The following is a 17,178-nucleotide window of genomic DNA, read 5'->3' on the forward strand; positions in this document are numbered from 1 at the left end:
GTAGCCGCCGCGCCCGGGAAAGCCAAGTTTTCCCTGCAAAAACAGGTGCTCAGCCGAGCGGCTCGCAGCGCAGCCAGAGCGTGAAACAGGCGCCGTGGCCGACTTCGCTGGTGACGGTGATGCGGCCATCGTAACGCTCGACCAGCGACTTGCTGACCCACAGCCCGAGGCCGTGGCCGCCCGGTTTGTGCGCGGTGTAGAAGGGCTGGAAGAGGCGGTCGAGTTCGGCGGGGGCGATGCCGGGGCCGGAATCGGCGACGCTCAGGCGCAGGCCGATCGGCATGTCGGCCTCGTCCCAGTCTTCGGCGGCCAGGCGCAGCAGGCCGCCGTCGGGCATCGCCTGGATGGCGTTGGCGAGCAGGTTGATCAGCACCTGCTGCAGTTCGTTCTTGTTGCAGGTGACCAGGCGGTTGGAAGCAATTTCCTGTTCGATCGCGATATTGCCGCGTTTGAGCAGGTGGCCGATCAGCGGCAGGCAATCGTGGATCAACTGGCTGGCGCTCACCGGCTCCAGATAGCCGACGTATTCCTGGGGGCGGGCGAACTGCAGCAGCTTGGTGACGATCAGGCGGATGCGATGGACCTGGTCGAGGATCAACCGGAATTCGGTTTCGACCGGCTTGGCCTGCGGCCCGAGCAGTTCGCGGGCCAGTTCCAGGTTGCCCTGGATGACGGCAATCGGATTGTTGATCTCGTGGGCGACGCCGGCGGTCAGCTGGCCGATGGCGGCCATCTTCTCGTTGGTGATCAGGCGGCCCTGGGTCGAGCGCAGCTTGGCCAGCGCTTCCTCCAGCTCGGCGGTGCGCTGCGCCACCTTGCCGTCGAGCGCTTCGCCCCAGCGTTGCAGCGCCTCGGCCTGTGCCTGCTGGCGTTCCAGCAGGCGGTCGAAATGGCGGGCCAGTTCGCCGATCTCGTCGGCGTTGGCGACCGGGCCGACGCGGGCGTCGCTGCGGCCGCCCTCGATCGCGTTCATCGTCGCGTGCATGCGTTCGATCGGCCGGAAGATGCGACGTGCCCAGAGCGCGGCGAAAACGGCGGCGAGCAGCATGGCCAGCGCGAAGAGCGCGACGACGACGAGAAAGGCGGTGCGCTTGGCGGTGGCGAAGGGTTTTTCGAGGAAGCCGACGTAGAGCATGCCGACGCGCTCGCCGCGGCTGTCCTGCAGCGGCCGGTAGCCCGAGTAGTACCAGTCCTCGACGACGAAGGCGCGGTCGAGCCAGGTACGCCCCTCGCCGAGCACGGCGTCGCGGACGGCGCGCGAGACGCGGGTGCCGATCGCGCGGCCGCCTTCGAACAGGCGGACGTTGGTGGCGACGCGGACATCGCCAAGGAAGAGGGTGGCGGTACCGACGCCGTCGAAGAAGAGCTTGCCGCCGGGGTAGACGATGTCGTTGAGGCGGTCGATGAAACCCAGGTTGCCGTTGAGCAGGACGCCGCCGGCCAGGATGCCGCGCAGCTTGCCGGCGCGGTCGTATACCGGCGCCGCGCCGTGGATGACGAGGCCGCGTTCCTCGGCGACGCGCGGGTCGGGAGCGGCGTTCAGGGTCGGCAGCAAGGGCGTGTGGGCGTTCTGCGCCAGCCGGGGGTCGATGGCCGAGAGCTCGGCGCGGGAGAAGACGTCGGTCTCGGTCAGCGAACGGCCGCGGCCGGCGCTGTCGATTACCGGCCAGCCGGTGAAGCAGAGCGGCTGGCGATAGCCGCGGGTGCAGCCGTCGGGGTCGAGCAGGTGCAGGAAGTCGAGCTGCAGGCGGGTCTTTTCCTGCGCCAGCCAGCGGTGGATCGCCGCCGGCTGACCGGTTTCCGGCAGCGCCAGCCGTTCGGCCAGGCGCGCCGAGGTGGCGAGTCCATCGACGGCGGTGCCGATGCCGGCGCCGACGCGCTCGTAGTAGCTGTTGGCGATGGCGAGGTCGGCGCCGACCTTGGCTTCGAGCAGGCGGTCGACGTAGCCGCTGCTCCAGTTGGCCAGCGTCGCCAGCAGCAGCGGCAGGACGATGCCCAGCGGCAGCAGGGCCAGACCGAGCAGGCGGCGGCGGATCGACTGGCGGGGTGCGCCGTCGCTCACTCGCAGCCCCAGGCTGTGCACTTGCGGTCGAGGGTCTTGCGCGAGATGCCGAGCCGGCGGGCGGCTTCCGATTTGTTGCCGTGGCAGCTGCGAAGCATTGCCAGGATGTGGCGTTTTTCCACCGCTTCCAGCGTTTCCGGCGCTGCCGGACCGGCTTCGCCGGCGGTCTCGTCGTCGAGATCGAGGTCGAACCAGCCGAGGATCAGCGAACGCTCGATGAAGTTGCGCAGCTCGCGGACGTTGCCGGGCCAGTCGTAGGCCGCCATGGCGGCGAGGATGCGCGGTGTCGGTTCGAGCGGCGGCACGTTCAGCGACTGCGCCATGCCGGCGATGAAATGGCGGGCGAGCAGGGCGATATCGTCGGGGCGCTCGCGCAGCGGCGGCAGGCAGACTTCGACCACCTGCAGCCGGTAGTAGAGATCCTGGCGGAAGCGGCCGCTGGCGACTTCGTCCTTCAGCGTCCGGTTGGTCGCCGCAATGACCCGCACGTCGACCGGGATTTCCTGCTCCGAGCCGACCGGCCGGATGCGTCTCTCCTCCAGCACGCGCAGCAGCTTGGCCTGCGCCGCCGCCGGCAGTTCGGCGATTTCGTCGAGGAACAGGGTGCCGCCCTGGGCGTAGTAGAACAGCCCTTCGCGGGCGCGCTGGGCGCCGGTGAAGGCACCGCGGACGTGGCCGAAGAGTTCGGATTCGATCAGTTCGGCGGCGATCGCCGCGCAGTTGATCGGCACGAAGGGGCCGCCATGGCGCGGGCTCATCTGGTGCAGGGCGCGGGCGGCCACTTCCTTGCCGGTGCCCGATTCGCCGGTCAGCAGGACGGTGGCGTTGGTCGGCGCGATGCGCTTGAGGCGCTCGCAGACACTCTGCATGCAGTCGGACTGGCAGACGACGCCATCGACTGCCGTCGACCGCTCGGCGATCTCCCGGCGCAGCACGTAATTCTCGCGGCGCAGGCGCGAGCGCTCGAAGCAGCGGGCGACAGCATTGACCATCTGCGCCACCGAAAACGGCTTGAGCAGGAAATCCGAGGCGCCGGCGCGCAGCGCGTCGATCGCCGTATCGAGGTCGGCGTAGGCGGTGACCAGAATGACGTCGCCGGCGAAGCCGTCGTCGCGCAACTCGTGCAGCCATTCGATGCCGGAGCGGCCGGGCAGGGCGATGTCGAGCACGATCAGGTCGTAGAGCCGCTGGCGCAGCAGGGGGACCGCCTGCTCGACGCTGCCCGCCGTGTCGACCCGGCCGTAGCGCTGGGCCAGCGCCCGCTGCAGGAAACTCAGCATGCCCGGCTCGTCGTCGACGACAAGGATCGAGAACGGGTGTGGCAACGTTGCCTGGCCGTCGACCAATTGTTTTTCTTCCATGGTTTACTCCGCGTATGCCGCATCATCGCAAACCCCAGCCTCGTCAGGCAATTGGAGAAAACCCATGCAGAAGATCCTGATCATCGTCCATGCCCCGCCCTACGGCAGCGAACGCTGCCTCTCCGCGCTGCGTCTGGCGACCGCGCTCGCCGGCCACGACGGGCGGCCGTCCGTCAGCCTGTTCCTGATGTCCGACGCCGTCGGCCTTGCCCTGCCCGGACAGCAGGACGGCGCCGGCAACGGCCTGCAGGGCATGGTCGAGACGCTGCTCGGCATGGGCGTCGACATCCGCCTCTGCCGCACCTGCGCGCTGGCGCGTGGCGTCGCCGAGCTGCCGCTGATTCCCGGTGCGGCGATCGGCACCCTGGTCGAACTGGCCGAGCGGACGCTGGCGGCGGACAAGGTGATCACCTTCTGACGGCCGGCCGGCTAGAATCGCGGTTTTTCCCGGAATTCCCGCCATGAGCTTCGCCGCCCTCGGCCTGGCCGAACCGCTGCTGCAGACCCTCGCCGGACTCGCCTACCTGACGCCGACGGCGGTGCAGCAGCAGGCCATTCCCGCCGTGCTGGCCGGCCGCGACCTGCTGGTCGCGGCGCAGACCGGCACCGGCAAGACCGCCGCCTTTGCCCTGCCGCTGCTGCAGCGCCTGCTCGGCGAGCCGGCGGCGGTCGGCGCGGGCATGGTCCGCGTGCTGGTCCTGGTGCCGACGCGCGAACTGGCCGAGCAGGTGTGCGCCAGCTTCGTCCGCTACGGTGCCGGCTTGCCGCTGAGCTGCTATGCCGCCTACGGCGGTGCCGAACTGGGGCCGCAGATGAAGCGCCTGGGCGCCGGCGTCGATGTGCTGGTGGCGACGCCGGGCCGCCTGGTCAACCTGTTCACCAAGGGCGCGGTGCGTTTCCGCGAACTGCGCGCCCTCGTCCTCGACGAAGCCGACCGCATGCTCGACCTCGGCTTCGCCAACGATCTCGACATCCTGTTCCAGGCGCTGCCGCGACAGCGCCAGACCCTGCTGTTCTCCGCCACCTTCGCCGCCAATGTCGGCGAACTGGCCGGTCGCCGCCTGCAGAAGCCGCTGCGCATCGAGGCAACGCCGCGCAACACGGCGGCGAAGACGGTCAAGCAGTGGGTCGTTCCGGTCGACAAGAAGCGCAAGACCGAGCTCTTCCTGTTCATGCGCCGCGACCGCGGCTGGCGCCAGGTGCTGGTCTTCGTCAAGACGAAGAAGGGCTGCGACGAACTGCTCGCCCGTCTGCAGGCGAAGCAGATTGCCGCCGACACGATCCACGGCGACCGGCCGCAGGCTTCGCGCCAGCAGGCGCTCGAGGCCTTCCGCGCGGGCGCCGTGGAAGTGCTGGTGGCGACCGATGTGGCGGCGCGCGGCATCGACATCGACGGTCTGCCGCAAGTGGTCAACTTCGATCTGCCGTTGCAGGCCGAGGACTACGTGCACCGGATCGGCCGCACCGGCCGCGCCGGCCAGCCGGGCGAGGCGATCTCCTTCGTCGCCGCCGACGAGGCGCCGCTGCTGGCGGCGATCGAGGCGCTGCTGCGCAAGCCCCTGTCGCGCGACGAGGAGCCGGGCTTCGAACCGCGTCACAACGTGCCGCCAACGGCCCCGGGGGCAGCGCCGGCCAAGGCGCGGCCGGCACCGGCCCGGCCGGGGGCGCCGGGGCGCGCCGGGCGCAGCAACTGGGTCGACGAATTCGCCGGGCCGCGCAAGGCGCGTCCGGCGCCCCGCAAGCCGGGAACGCGCGGCCGCTGACTGGGACATTTTGTCTCGGGGGCGGCGAATCGGGACAAAATGTCCCAGTGCGGCAACCTTTCCGGAAACGTGGTTACTGATTGTTCAATGAGTTGCCTGCGGTGGCATGCTCGTTGCACTGATTTTCCGTTGCGACACGGAGTCGCACTCAGGAGGAAAATCACAATGAACATGAACAGGCGGCAGTTCTTCAAGGTCTGCTCCGCCGGGCTGACGGGATCGTCCATCGTCGCGATGGGCTTCTCCCCGAATGCAGCCCTGGCGGAAGTACGCACCTTCAAGCTCGCCCGCGCCACCGAAACACGCAATATCTGCCCGTATTGCTCGGTGTCCTGCGGCGTGCTGATCTACTCGACCGGGGACAAGTCCAAGAACTCCCAGGGCGAGATCATCCACATCGAAGGCGATCCGGACAATCCGGTCAATCGCGGTACGCTGTGCCCGAAGGGCGCCGGCCTGCGCGACATGATCCAGAGCCAGAACCGCCTGAAGTGGCCGGAAGTGCGCGAAGCGGGTTCGACCGAATGGAAAAAGATCTCCTGGAACGAAGCCATCGACCGCATCGCCAAGCACATGAAGGCCGACCGCGATGCCAATTTCGTCGCCAAGAACGACGCCGGCGTCACCGTCAATCGCTGGACCAGTACCGGATTCCTCGCTTCTTCCGCGGCACCGAATGAGGCCGGCTACCTGACCGTGAAGACGATTCGCGCGTTGGGCATGACCTCGATCGACACCCAGGCACGCATTTGACACGCTCCCACGGTGGCCAGTCTGGCTCCGAGTTTCGGGCGTGGTGCGATGACCAACCACTGGGTGGACATCAAGAACGCTGATCTGGTTTTCGTCATGGGCGGCAACCCCGCCGAAGCCCATCCCTGCGGCTTCAAGTGGGTGATTGAAGCGAAGAAGACGCGCAAGGCCAAGCTCGTGGTCGTCGACCCGCGCTTCAACCGCACGGCGTCAGTCGCCGATTTCTATGCCCCGCTACGTTCGGGTTCCGACATCGCCTTCCTCGGCGGCGTTATCAACTACCTGATCAGCAACGACAAGATTCACCATGAATACGTCAAGGCGTACACCAACGCCACCTTCCTGATCGACCAGGGTTACAAGTTTGAGGACGGCATCTTCTCCGGCTACAACGAGGAGAAGCGCAACTACGCCAAGGACAGCTGGAAGTACCAGCTCGACAACGATGGCTATGCGCTGGTCGACGAGACCATGCAGGACCCGAACTGCGTCTGGCAATTGCTCAAGACCCACTATTCCCGCTACACGCCGGAAGTGGTGCAGCAGGTCTGCGGCACGCCGAAGGAAGCCTTCCTCAAGGTCTGCGAGTACATCGCCGAAACGGCGGCGCCGGACAAGACGATGACCAACCTGTACGCGCTGGGCTGGACCGAGCATTCCGTCGGCTCCCAGAACATCCGCTGCATGGCGATCATCCAGCAATTGCTCGGCAACATGGGCATGGCCGGCGGCGGCATCAACGCCCTGCGTGGCCACGCCAACGTCCAGGGCATCACCGATTTCGCGCTCTACGCCCAGAATCTGCCGGGCTACGTCAGCGCGCCGACCGATGCCGATCCGGACCGCGCCACTTATCTCGCCAAGCGCACGCCGAAGCCGTTGCGTCCGGGCCAGATGAACTTCCCGCAGAACTTCCCCAAGTGGCATACCAGCCTGGCCAAGGCCTGGTGGGGCAACGCGGCCACCGCCGAGAACGACTTCGCCTACGACTACTTCCCGAAACTGGGCGGGGCGTCGGACGTGCTGTCGATCTTCAACGCGATGTACGAGGGCAAGATCAACGGCTTCTTCTGTCAGGGCTTCAACCCGCTGGCCTCGGTGGCCAACAAGAAGAAGGTCTCGGACGCCATGAGCAAGCTCAAGTACATGGTCGTCATGGACCCGCTGGCGACCGACACTTCCGAGTACTGGAAGCCGCACGGCGAGTTCAACGAAGTCGATCCGGCCAAGATTCCGACCGAGGTCTTCCGCCTGCCGACCACGCTGTTCGCCGAGAACGCCGGCACCTTCACCAACTCCGGCCGCGTCATCCAGTGGCGCTGGAAGGCGGTGGACGGGCCGGGCGAATCGAAGGACGACACCGAGATCATGGCGGCGCTCTTCCTCAAGCTGAAGGAGATGTATGCCAAGGAAGGCGGCGCTTTCCCCGATCCCATCCTCAACCTGACCTGGGCCTACACCCAGCCGGCCAAACCGTCGCCCGAAGAGCTCCTGCGCGAGATCAACGGCAAGGCGCTGGCCGACGTGCTCGATCCCAAGGACCCGACCAAGGTGCTGGTCAAGGCCGGCGAACAGTTGCCGAGCTTCGCCATGCTGCGCGACGACGGTTCGACTGCCTGCGGCAACTGGATCTACTGCGGCAGCTGGTCGCAAGCCGGCAACAACACCGCCAAGCGCGACAACAGCGATCCGTCCGGCCTCGGCCAGACGCTGAACTGGGGTTATGCCTGGCCGGTCAACCGGCGCATCATCTACAACCGCGCCTCGGCCGATCCTTCCGGCAAGCCGTGGGATGCCAAGCGGACGGTGCTGAAATGGACGGGCACCGCCTGGGGCGGCAACGACATCCCCGACATGCGTCCCGACGCCGCTCCCGACCAGAACGTCATGCCCTTCATCATGAATCCGGAAGGCGTGGCGCGTCTGTTCAGCCGCGAGCTGATGGCCGAAGGTCCGTTCCCCGAGCACTACGAGCCGTTCGAAACCCCGCTCGACAACAATCCGATGCACCCGAACAACCCGAAGGCGATCAGCAATCCGGCCGCCCGCGTGTACAAGGGCGACATGGAAGCGTTCGGCAAGGCCAAGGACTTCCCGTACGTGGCGACGACCTACCGCCTGACCGAGCATTTCCACTACTGGACCAAGCAGAGCAGGATCAACGCGATCATGCAGCCGGAACAGTTCGTCGAGATCGGCGAGGAACTGGCGAAGGAGAAGGGCATCGTCGCCGGCGACAAGGTCAAGATCCGTTCCAACCGCGGTTTCATCAAGGCGGTGGCAGTGGTGACCAAGCGCATCAAGGCGCTCGATGTGGACGGCAAGAAGGTGCACACCGTCGGCATCCCGATCCACTACGGGTTCAAGGGGGCGACGAAGCCCGGCTTCATCACCAACACCCTGACCCCGTTCGTTGGTGACGCCAACACGCAGACGCCGGAGTACAAGGCGTTCCTGGTCAACATCGAGAAAGCCTAAGGGAGAGCTGATATGGCACTGCAATCGCTAGACATCAAACAGCGCTCCGCGACGACGACGCCCTCCACGCAAGTGCGGGAAACCATCGAAGTCGCCAAGCTTATCGACGTATCCGCCTGCATCGGCTGCAAGGCCTGCCAGGTCGCCTGTTCGGAGTGGAACGACATCCGCGACGAAGTCGGCAACTGCCACGGCGTCTACGACAACCCGATGGATCTGACGGCGAAGTCGTGGACGGTGATGCGCTTCACCGAGGTCGAGCAGAACAACAAGCTCGAGTGGCTGATCCGCAAGGACGGCTGCATGCATTGCGCCGATCCGGGCTGCCTCAAGGCCTGCCCGGCGCCCGGCGCGATCATCCAGTACAGCAACGGCATCGTCGATTTCCACCAGGAAAACTGCATCGGCTGCGGCTACTGCGTCACCGGCTGTCCGTTCAACGTTCCGCGCATCTCCAAGGAAGACAGCAAGGCCTACAAGTGCTCGCTGTGTTCCGACCGGGTCGCGGTCAACCAGGCGCCGGCCTGCGTCAAGGCGTGCCCGACCGGCGCCATCCAGTTCGGTTCGAAGGAGGACATGAAGGACTACGCCGCCAAGCGCGTGACCGACCTCAAGGAACGCGGCTACGACCAGGCCGGCCTGTACGACCCGCAAGGGGTGGGCGGCACGCACGTCATGTACGTGCTGCACCACGCGGACAAGCCCAACCTGTACGCCGGCCTGCCGGACAACCCGTCGATCAGCCCGCTGGTCGCGCTGTGGAAGGGCTTTGCCAAGCCGCTGGCGACGCTGGCCCTGGCCGGCGTTGCCCTGGGCAGCCTGTTCCACTACGTGACCAAGGGTCCGAACGAGGTCTCGAAGGAGATCGAGGACGAGATCGAGCGTGAAGACAAGGAGGCAGCAAAATGATCCGCGATCCCAAGGACCTCAAGCGCTACAACGCGTCGGAACGGGCCAACCACTGGTTGGTCGGCATCAGCTTCATCCTGCTGGCGCTGTCCGGGCTGGCCTTCTTCCACCCGGCGTTCTTCCCGCTGACGCAGTTGTTTGGCGGGCCGGTGTGGGCCAGGATCATCCACCCCTATCTGGGGGTGATCATGGCGCTGGCTTTCGTCGTCATGTTCTTCCGCTTCAAGCACCTGAACAAGATGACGCCGGCCGACCACGAATGGTTGTCCAAGGTCGACCAGATGGTCGACGGCGACGACCACAACATGCCGGAGCAGGGCAAGTACAACGGCGGCCAGAAGGTGATGTTCTGGGCGCTCGCCGTGTGCATGCTGCTGATGACGGTGTCTGGTCTGCTGATCTGGCGCGCCTGGTTCGGCGTCGACATCACGCTGGTGCGCTTCGGGGCGGTGGTTCACGCCGCTGCCGGGGCAGTGATGATCGGCCTGATCATGGTGCACGTCTATGCCGCGATCTGGGTCAAGGGCACGATCCGCGCCATGTGGTACGGCACGGTCACCCGCGCCTGGGCCAAGCAGCACCACCGCGGCTGGTACCGTCAGGTCACCGGCAAGTAGGCCGAGGTCCGGACGCGCGGGTCGTTGCTGCGTCCGGACCCCGGTAGTACCGATTTGCTTTACCTTGCGTTCGGGGGGCGCTGCGGAGAACATCCCGCATCCCCCTCCTTTTTTACAGAGTTGACATGCAAAGCCAACCGATCGATTTCCATCCCCCCGCGGAAGATGCCGCGCCTTTCCTGCTGCCGGCAGTCAACACGCTGTTCGCCGAGCGTGCCAACCGCTTTGCCGCGCTGGCGCGCGAACACAGCCTGGGCGACTGGCTCGCCTTTCTCGGCCGCCTCAGCCAGGCTCAGCACGCTGCGCTGCAAGCGCACCCCGACTTGCCGCTGCCCGATGCGGCCGCCCGCCAGCAGGCGCGCACGCACGGCATGCCGCCGCTCGATCCGGCCCGCCGTCCGGCCGGCTGGCGCGACATCCTGCGCCGGCTGACGCAGGAACTGATGCCCGAAGCCCCGGCCGGCGCCCGTGCTGCGCTCGCCGACCTGCTGGCTGCCGACGATGTCCGCCTGGAAAAACTGGCCGGGATGCTGCTCGACGGCGAGATCGACGCCGCCGAAGCCGCCGCCTTGCCCTTCGTCGCCGCCGCGTTGCAGGTCGCCTACAGCGGACTGGCCAGCCGCCTCGACGTCGCCGACCTGCAGAAACTCGATGCCCACAACATCTGCCCCTGCTGCGGCAGCCCGGCGGTGGCCAGCGTCGTCCGCCTCGGTGCGGCGATCAACAACCTGCGCTACCTGCACTGCAGCCTGTGCAACAGCGAATGGAACGTCGCCCGCGCCACCTGCACCACCTGCGACACCGACCAGCATGTCGCCTTGCAGGAGCTGGCGGGGAGCAAGGGCGCGGTGCGCGCCGAGACCTGCGACGCCTGCAAGAGCTACCTGAAGATCGTCTACCAGGACAAGGACCCGAACGTGGACCCGGTGGCCGACGACCTGGCCACGCTGGCGCTTGACCTGCTGGTCGACGAGGCCGGCTACCAGCGTGCCGGTCCCAACCTGTTGCTGATCGGCGCCCATAGCGGCTGACATTCCCGATTCCCGCCAACCTTTCTGCCCGGTCCGGGTGAAAGCCATGAACGAAAATTCCCCCGAAGTTTCCCGTCTGCCCGCGGTCGACCGCGTTCTCAAGCAACTCCCCGAGCTGATCGAAGCGCACGGCCGCCAGCCGGTGACCGCCTGCGTCCGCGCCGAGCTGGCGGCTGCCCGCGAGGGCGCGAAGCACGGTCTGCCATTGCCCGACGAGGCGACGCTGCTTGCCGCCATCCGCCGCCGCGCCGCCGATGCTGCCCGCGCCAATCTGCGGCCGGTGTTCAACCTGACCGGTACCGTGCTGCATACCAACCTCGGCCGCGCGCTGTTGTCCGAAGAGGCCATCGCGCTGATGGTCGAGGCCGCGCGTTCGCCCTGTGCGCTGGAATACGACCTCGAATCCGGCGGCCGTGGTGACCGCGACGACCTGGTTTCCGGCCTGCTTGCCGAGCTGGTCGCCGGCGGCTCGCCGGACATCGCCGCAACCATCGTCAACAACAACGCCGCCGCCGTGCTGCTGACGCTGAACGCGCTGGCCCAGGGCAAGGAGGCGGTGGTGTCGCGCGGCGAGCTGGTCGAGATCGGCGGCGCCTTCCGCATCCCCGACGTGATGCGGCGGGCGCAGGTCAGGCTGGTCGAGATCGGCACCACCAACCGCACGCACGAGAAGGATTACGCCGAGGCCATCGGCCCGAAGACGGCGCTGCTGATGAAGGTGCATACCAGCAACTACGTCGTCACCGGTTTCACCAAGAGCGTCGATGAGCGGGCGGTGGCCGACATCGCCCACGCCGCCGGCCTGCCTTTCGTCGTCGACCTGGGCAGCGGTACGCTGACCGATTTCGCGGCGCTGGGCCTGCCCGCCGAGCCGACGCCGCAGCAGGCGCTGGCCGCCGGTGCCGACATTGTCACCTTCTCCGGCGACAAGCTGCTCGGCGGGCCGCAGGCCGGGCTGATCGTCGGCAGGAAGGACCTGATCGCGAAGATCAAGAAGAACCCGTTGAAACGCGCGCTGCGCGTCGGCAAGACAACGCTGGCGGCGCTGGAGGCGACGCTGCGCCTGTACCGCGATCCGGACCGCCTGTGCCAGCGCCTGCCGACCTTGCGCCTGCTGACCCGGTCGCCGAGCGAGATCGCAGCCCTTGCCGAGCGGCTGCTGCCGGCAGTGCAGGCGGCGGTCGGTGCCAGTTATGTGGTTACACTCGAAGACTGCGCCAGCCAGATCGGCAGCGGTGCCTTGCCGGTCGAGCGGCTGGCGTCGAAATCACTGGTCCTGCGCGCGCCGGCAAAAAAGCCGGGCAGGGCGCTGGCCACCGTCGAAGCCGCCTTTCGCGGGCTGCCGCAGCCGGTGATCGGCAGCATCCGCGACGATGCCTTCCGGCTCGACCTGCGCTGCCTGGAGGACAAGGACGAGGCGCGCTTCGTCGCGCAGCTGTCAGCATTGCAACTGTAGTTTTTCCGGAAATGGCCACGAGCGGCGGTCCGCGTACCGCCCACCATTCCCGACCCCCGGCGCCGCATGGCGCCACCCTGTAAATCCGGGCATCTCCGTGCCCGGGTGGTTCAACCCCATGGAGACGACAAGATGAACTTCAACCGACGACAATTCCTTGCCGCGGGGGCGGCACTCGGGGCCAGCGGCGCCATCGCCGCGCCGAGCAGCCCGCTGCCTTTCCTGATCCAGATGCAGTCCGACCCGCTGCTGCCCAAGGCTACCGGCAAGCGCGTAGTCATTTGCGGCGGTGGCTGGGGCGGGGTGACCGCCGCCAAGCACCTGAAAGTGCTCGACCCGACACTCGATGTCGTGCTGCTCGAACGCAACCCCATCTTCTTCGCCTGCCCGATGAGCAACAAGTGGCTGGTCGATGTCGTCGATGCGCAGTTCCTCACCTTCAGCTACCTCGATGTCGCCCAGAAGTACGGCTACCACTTCATCCAGACCGAGGTCACCGCCTTCGAGCGCGACAAGAAGCGCGTCGTCACCGCCCAGGGCTGGATCGATTACGACTACCTGATCGTCGGCGCCGGCATCCGCTACAACTACGAGGCCTGGTTTGGCAACGACCGCAAGGCCGCCGAATACACCAAGGCGATGTTCCCCGCCGCCTACATCCCGAGCGCCGAGCACTTCAAGCTCAAGCAGGGCATCCAGAACTTCCAGGGCGGCGACCTGGTGATGACGCTGCCGCCGCCACCGCACCGCTGTCCGCCGTCGCCTTACGAGCGCGCCTGCCTGATCGCCGACCTGTTCAAGCAGCGCAAGATCAAGGGCAAGATCACCATTCTTGATCCCAAGCCGAGCATCATGCCGATCGGCGGCGGCTACAAGGACGCCTTCGAGGAGCTTTACAAGGACCAGATCGTCTACGTGCCCAAGGCGCAGATCCAGGAAGTCGATCCCTTCAACAAGCGGATCAAGACCACGGCCGGCGACTTCAAGTTCGACCATTCGATCCTGATGGCCCCGCACCAGGCCGGCGACATGGCCTGGAAGGCCGGCGTCATCGGCCGCGACGCGGAAGGCAAGCTGACCGGCTGGGCCGGCGTCGATCCCTTCTTCCTCAACCTCAAGGACGACCCCGACACCTACGTGATCGGCGACGCCGTCGGCGTCGTCTCGCCGCTGTTCAAGTACTACCCGAAGGCCGGCCACGTCGCCAACGCCCACGCCAGGATCGTCGCCAAGTACATCACCGACCGCATCAAGGGGCGCGAGCCGAAGCCGGCGCTGCCCGACAACCTCTGCTTCATGATGGTCAAGACCCAGCCGCAGGAAGCGGTTGCCGTGCGCTTCAAGTACTGGGTCAACGACAAGGGGCTGATCGTCCAGGACCAGGACGACGACAACCTGCGCCGTCCCGAGCTGGTGACCGAGGACTTCCAGTGGTTCGCCGGCAAGGTCGAGGACATGTTCGGCTGAGCGCCGGCAGCGTTGTTACACGTGAAACCAGAAATCCAGGACGAAATCAATGAACGTAAATAAGCACGCGGCCGATGTCGCGGATATCCTTGCCCGCGTTGACGAAGTCGTTGCCCGCACCATCACTCCGGCCGCCCGCGAAATCGACGAGCAGGCCGTTTTTCCGCGCGCCGCCTTCGACGCCCTCGGCCAGGCGGGCCTGCTCGGCTTGATCAGCAGCCGCGACGTCGGCGGCCTCGGCCTGGCTCACCGCGCCGCCGCGCTGACCGTCGAGCGGGTCGGCCAGCATTGCACCTCGACGGCGATGATTCTGTGCATGCACTACTGCGGTGCCGCCGCCATCGAGGCCTTTGGCGACGAGGCGACCCGTCGCGAGGTCGCTGCCGGCCGCCACCTGTTGACGCTGGCCTTTTCCGAGACCGGTTCGCGCTCGCATTTCTGGGCGCCGGTCGGCACGGCGACGCCGGTTGACGGCGGCTTCCGCCTCGACGGTCACAAGAGCATGATCACCTCGGCCGGCGAAGCCGATTCCTACATCTGGTCGAGCCGGCCGGCCGCCGCCGAAGGCGCGTCCACGCTGTGGCTGGTGCCGGGCCAGGCCGCCGGCCTGACCGTGACCGGCAAGTTCGAGGGCCTCGGCCTGCGCGGCAACGCGTCGTCGCCGATCCTCGCCGAAGGTGTGCTGGTTGGTGAAGCGGCCCGTCTCGGCCCGGACGGCGGCGGCTTCGACATCATGATGGGCACCGTCGTCCCTTACTTCAACCTGATGACCGCCGCGGTCTCGCTCGGCAACATGGAGGCCGGCCTGCAGAAGGCGATCGCCCACGTCACGGCAACGCGCCACCAGCATCTCGGCCAGTCCATCGCCGACCTGCCGACCATCCGCGCCTACCTCGGCCGCGCCCGCATCAAGGTCGATAGCGCCCGCACGCTCTTCCTCGACACGCTCGATGCGCTGGAAAACGGTCGTCCGGATACGCTGCTGCGCCTGCTCGAAGTCAAGGCGGCGACCGCCGAGACCGGCGTCGAAGTGACCGACACTGCCATGCGTGTCTGCGGCGGCGCCGCCTTCCGCAAGGATCACGGCGTCGAGCGCCATTTCCGCGATGCGCGCGCTGCCACCGTGATGGCGCCGACCGCCGACACCCTTTACGATTTCATCGGCAAGGCCATTTGCGGCATGCCGGTCTTCGGCTAAACAGGAAAAAACATGCAAAACACGCTGGTCATGGGCGCCGTCGCCTACGCACCCAAGGTGGTCACCATCTGGGAAGGCTTCAAGAGCTGGTTCGCCGAGCGCGGCCTGGCTTTCGACTTCATCCTTTATTCCAACTACGAGCGCCAGGTCGAGGCGCAGTTTGCCGGCGACATCCACGTCGCCTGGAACTCGCCGCTGGCCTGGGTGCGCGCCGAGCGCATCGCCCGGGCCCGTGGTCTGTCGGTCAGCGCCGTGGTCATGCGCGACACCGACTGCGATCTCAGTTCGGTGCTGGTCGTGCGCAGCCGCGACGGCGCCGCCGAACTCGCCGGGCTGGCCGGCAAGCGCGTCGGTTTCGGTGCCATCGACTCGCCGCAGGCGACGCTGATCCCGCTCGATCACCTGCGCCAGGCCGGCCTCGTCGCCGGCCGCGACTACACGGCTCGACGCTTCGACGTGCTCGGCGGCAAGCACGGCGACCATATCGGCGGCGAACGTCTGGCTGCCGAGGCACTGATTGCCGGCGACATCGACGCAGCCTGGATGATCGACGGCAACTACCAGGCCTTCGCCAACGAAGGCGTGCTGCCCAGCGGCGCGACGCGCGTGCTGGCGCGCACCGGCTTGTACGATCATTGCAACTTCACCGTCAGCCCGGGCGCGCCGGATGCCTTGGTCGCCCGCTTCAGCGAACTGCTCCTCGGCATGTCCTGGGACGATCCGCAGGTGCGCCCGTTGCTCGAACTCGAAGGCCTGCGCGCTTGGCGCCCGGGCCGGACCAGCGGCTATGCGCTGCTCGAACGGGCGGTGGACGACGAAGCTTTTTACGATGCAAAGGGGAACATCCTTGCCGCCGACTATCGATATTGAGCACTACGGCTTCGACGCCGGCGCCCACGTTCGTATCAAGCTGGCGCTGGCCAAAGTACCGGTTGGCGGAGAACTGACGGTGATCGCTGCCGGCGACGCCTGGACCGGGCCGCTCGCCGGCTGGTGCCGGCAGCAGGGGCACGCCGTCGAGTTTGCGGTGATCGACGGCCGGAATCGGGCAAAAATCGTCCGCGGCGATGTGCAATCCGGCCGCTGGCGCGGTGCCGCCCAAACCGGCGCCATCGATCCGCGCCAGCCCGGTGCCGTTTTCGCCGAAGCCGACCCGTGCTGGGGCCTGGCCGCCCGTGGCGCGACGGTGGAAGCCGGGGGGCCGGCCTTTCCCTTCCGCCTCAACCGCCAGGAAGCCGTCTGGGCCGACAGCGCCGCGGCGATCTACGCTGAGGCCGTCGCCGCGCAGTGGAATGCCGATGTCGCCATCGACTGGGCGGTGCCCTTCGAACTGCCCGACGAGATCGAGGACGCCGTCGTCCAGGTCATGACCTACATGGTCGAGAACGAAAACGCCGCGCTGATCGTGCCGGCCCGTTTCCTCGGCCAGTTGCACCCGCATTTCCGCGAAGTGCAGGCGGTGCTGGCCCTGCAGGTTGCCGATGAGGCGCGCCACATCGACGTGTTCACCCGGCGTATCGCCCTGAAGGGCCGGCAGCCGGGGACGTTGACGGTCGGCGGCCAGTCGTCGCTGAAGACGCTGATCGACGAAAGCGAATTCTCGGTCGCTCAGTTCCTGCTCGCCGTGCTGGGCGAGGGCACTTTCGTCAGCCTGCTCAACTTCCTGCACGCCCACGCGCCCGACCCGGTGACGCGCCAGATCGCCCGCCTGGCGGCGCGCGACGAGGGTCGCCACGTCGCCTTCGGCATGGCCCACCTCGGCCAGCAACTGGCCGGCGACCCGGCGCTGCAGGCGCGCCTGGTCAACGCCGTGGAAGCGCGCTTCGACAACCTGGCCGGCACTTCCGGGCTGAACGAGGACGTCTTCGACGCGCTGATCATGCTCGCTGCCGGCGCCACCGACGGCGCCGCCATCGCCGCCGGCTATGCGCGCGTCCAGGAACTGCTGCAGGACATGGCGCGCGGCCGTGAGGCGCGGCTGAACAAGCTCGGCTTTGCGCCGGAATCGGCGCGCCGACTGGCGGCGCTGCATACGCGCAATTTCATGTAATCCGGCGCGTGCCAGAATAAGCGCTTTGTCCAG

The 17,178-nt window shown here is 67.1% G+C and carries 13 protein-coding genes; 11 read left to right on the forward strand and 2 right to left on the reverse strand.

Annotated features, from left to right (window positions below):
* Positions 1-49: 49 nt before the first annotated feature.
* Positions 50-2,062, reverse strand: coding sequence for a sensor histidine kinase (locus AC0KWY_RS14445; RefSeq protein WP_474026192.1), 2,013 nt, complete (start codon positions 2,060-2,062; stop codon positions 50-52).
* Positions 2,059-3,423, reverse strand: coding sequence for a sigma-54-dependent transcriptional regulator (locus AC0KWY_RS14450; protein ID WP_474026193.1), 1,365 nt, complete (start codon positions 3,421-3,423; stop codon positions 2,059-2,061). Before AC0KWY_RS14450 ends, AC0KWY_RS14445 begins: the two co-directional genes overlap by 4 nt.
* A gap of 64 nt (positions 3,424-3,487) precedes the next feature.
* On the opposite strand from AC0KWY_RS14450, the gene AC0KWY_RS14455 reads away from it, so the two are divergent.
* The 11 genes from AC0KWY_RS14455 (at position 3,488) to AC0KWY_RS14505 (ending at position 17,145) form a co-directional block, all read left to right on the forward strand.
* Positions 3,488-3,841 (forward strand): DsrE/DsrF/TusD sulfur relay family protein, encoded by a 354-nt coding sequence (locus AC0KWY_RS14455; protein ID WP_474026194.1) that lies wholly within the window; start codon positions 3,488-3,490, stop codon positions 3,839-3,841.
* A 43-nt stretch (positions 3,842-3,884) separates the two neighbouring features.
* Complete coding sequence (locus AC0KWY_RS14460) at positions 3,885-5,186, forward strand: DEAD/DEAH box helicase (protein ID WP_474026195.1); 1,302 nt, start codon at positions 3,885-3,887, stop codon at positions 5,184-5,186.
* Between the two features lie 165 nt (positions 5,187-5,351).
* A complete protein-coding gene (gene fdnG, locus AC0KWY_RS14465) occupies positions 5,352-8,417 on the forward strand; it encodes a formate dehydrogenase-N subunit alpha (RefSeq protein ID WP_474026196.1) in 3,066 nt (1,021 codons plus the stop codon).
* Positions 8,418-8,429: 12 nt separating this feature from the next.
* Positions 8,430-9,326 carry a formate dehydrogenase subunit beta gene (gene fdxH / locus AC0KWY_RS14470; protein ID WP_474026197.1) on the forward strand — a complete coding sequence of 299 codons (897 nt, stop codon included), beginning with the start codon at positions 8,430-8,432 and terminating at the stop codon, positions 9,324-9,326.
* Entirely contained in the window at positions 9,323-9,943 is a 621-nt protein-coding gene (locus tag AC0KWY_RS14475; protein WP_474026198.1) for a formate dehydrogenase subunit gamma, read from the forward strand. The genes fdxH and AC0KWY_RS14475 overlap by 4 nt, the downstream gene beginning before the upstream one ends.
* Before the next feature lie 125 nt (positions 9,944-10,068).
* Positions 10,069-10,974 carry a formate dehydrogenase accessory protein FdhE gene (gene fdhE / locus AC0KWY_RS14480; protein ID WP_474026199.1) on the forward strand — a complete coding sequence of 302 codons (906 nt, stop codon included), beginning with the start codon at positions 10,069-10,071 and terminating at the stop codon, positions 10,972-10,974.
* Between the two features lie 46 nt (positions 10,975-11,020).
* A complete protein-coding gene (gene selA / locus AC0KWY_RS14485; protein ID WP_474026200.1) occupies positions 11,021-12,430 on the forward strand; it encodes an L-seryl-tRNA(Sec) selenium transferase in 1,410 nt (469 codons plus the stop codon).
* A 132-nt stretch (positions 12,431-12,562) separates the two neighbouring features.
* On the forward strand, positions 12,563-13,897 hold the full coding sequence (locus tag AC0KWY_RS14490) for an NAD(P)/FAD-dependent oxidoreductase (protein WP_474026201.1): 1,335 nt from the start codon (positions 12,563-12,565) through the stop codon (positions 13,895-13,897).
* A gap of 49 nt (positions 13,898-13,946) precedes the next feature.
* Positions 13,947-15,095, forward strand: a complete 1,149-nt coding sequence (locus AC0KWY_RS14495) for an acyl-CoA dehydrogenase family protein (protein ID WP_474026202.1) — start codon at positions 13,947-13,949, stop codon at positions 15,093-15,095.
* A gap of 12 nt (positions 15,096-15,107) precedes the next feature.
* Positions 15,108-15,965, forward strand: a complete 858-nt coding sequence (locus tag AC0KWY_RS14500) for a phosphate/phosphite/phosphonate ABC transporter substrate-binding protein (RefSeq protein ID WP_474026203.1) — start codon at positions 15,108-15,110, stop codon at positions 15,963-15,965.
* A complete protein-coding gene (locus AC0KWY_RS14505; protein ID WP_474026204.1) occupies positions 15,943-17,145 on the forward strand; it encodes a hypothetical protein in 1,203 nt (400 codons plus the stop codon). The genes AC0KWY_RS14500 and AC0KWY_RS14505 overlap by 23 nt, the downstream gene beginning before the upstream one ends.
* The last annotated feature ends 33 nt before the right edge of the window (positions 17,146-17,178 follow it).

This window comes from Azonexus sp. MM2026_4 (assembly GCF_055901855.1).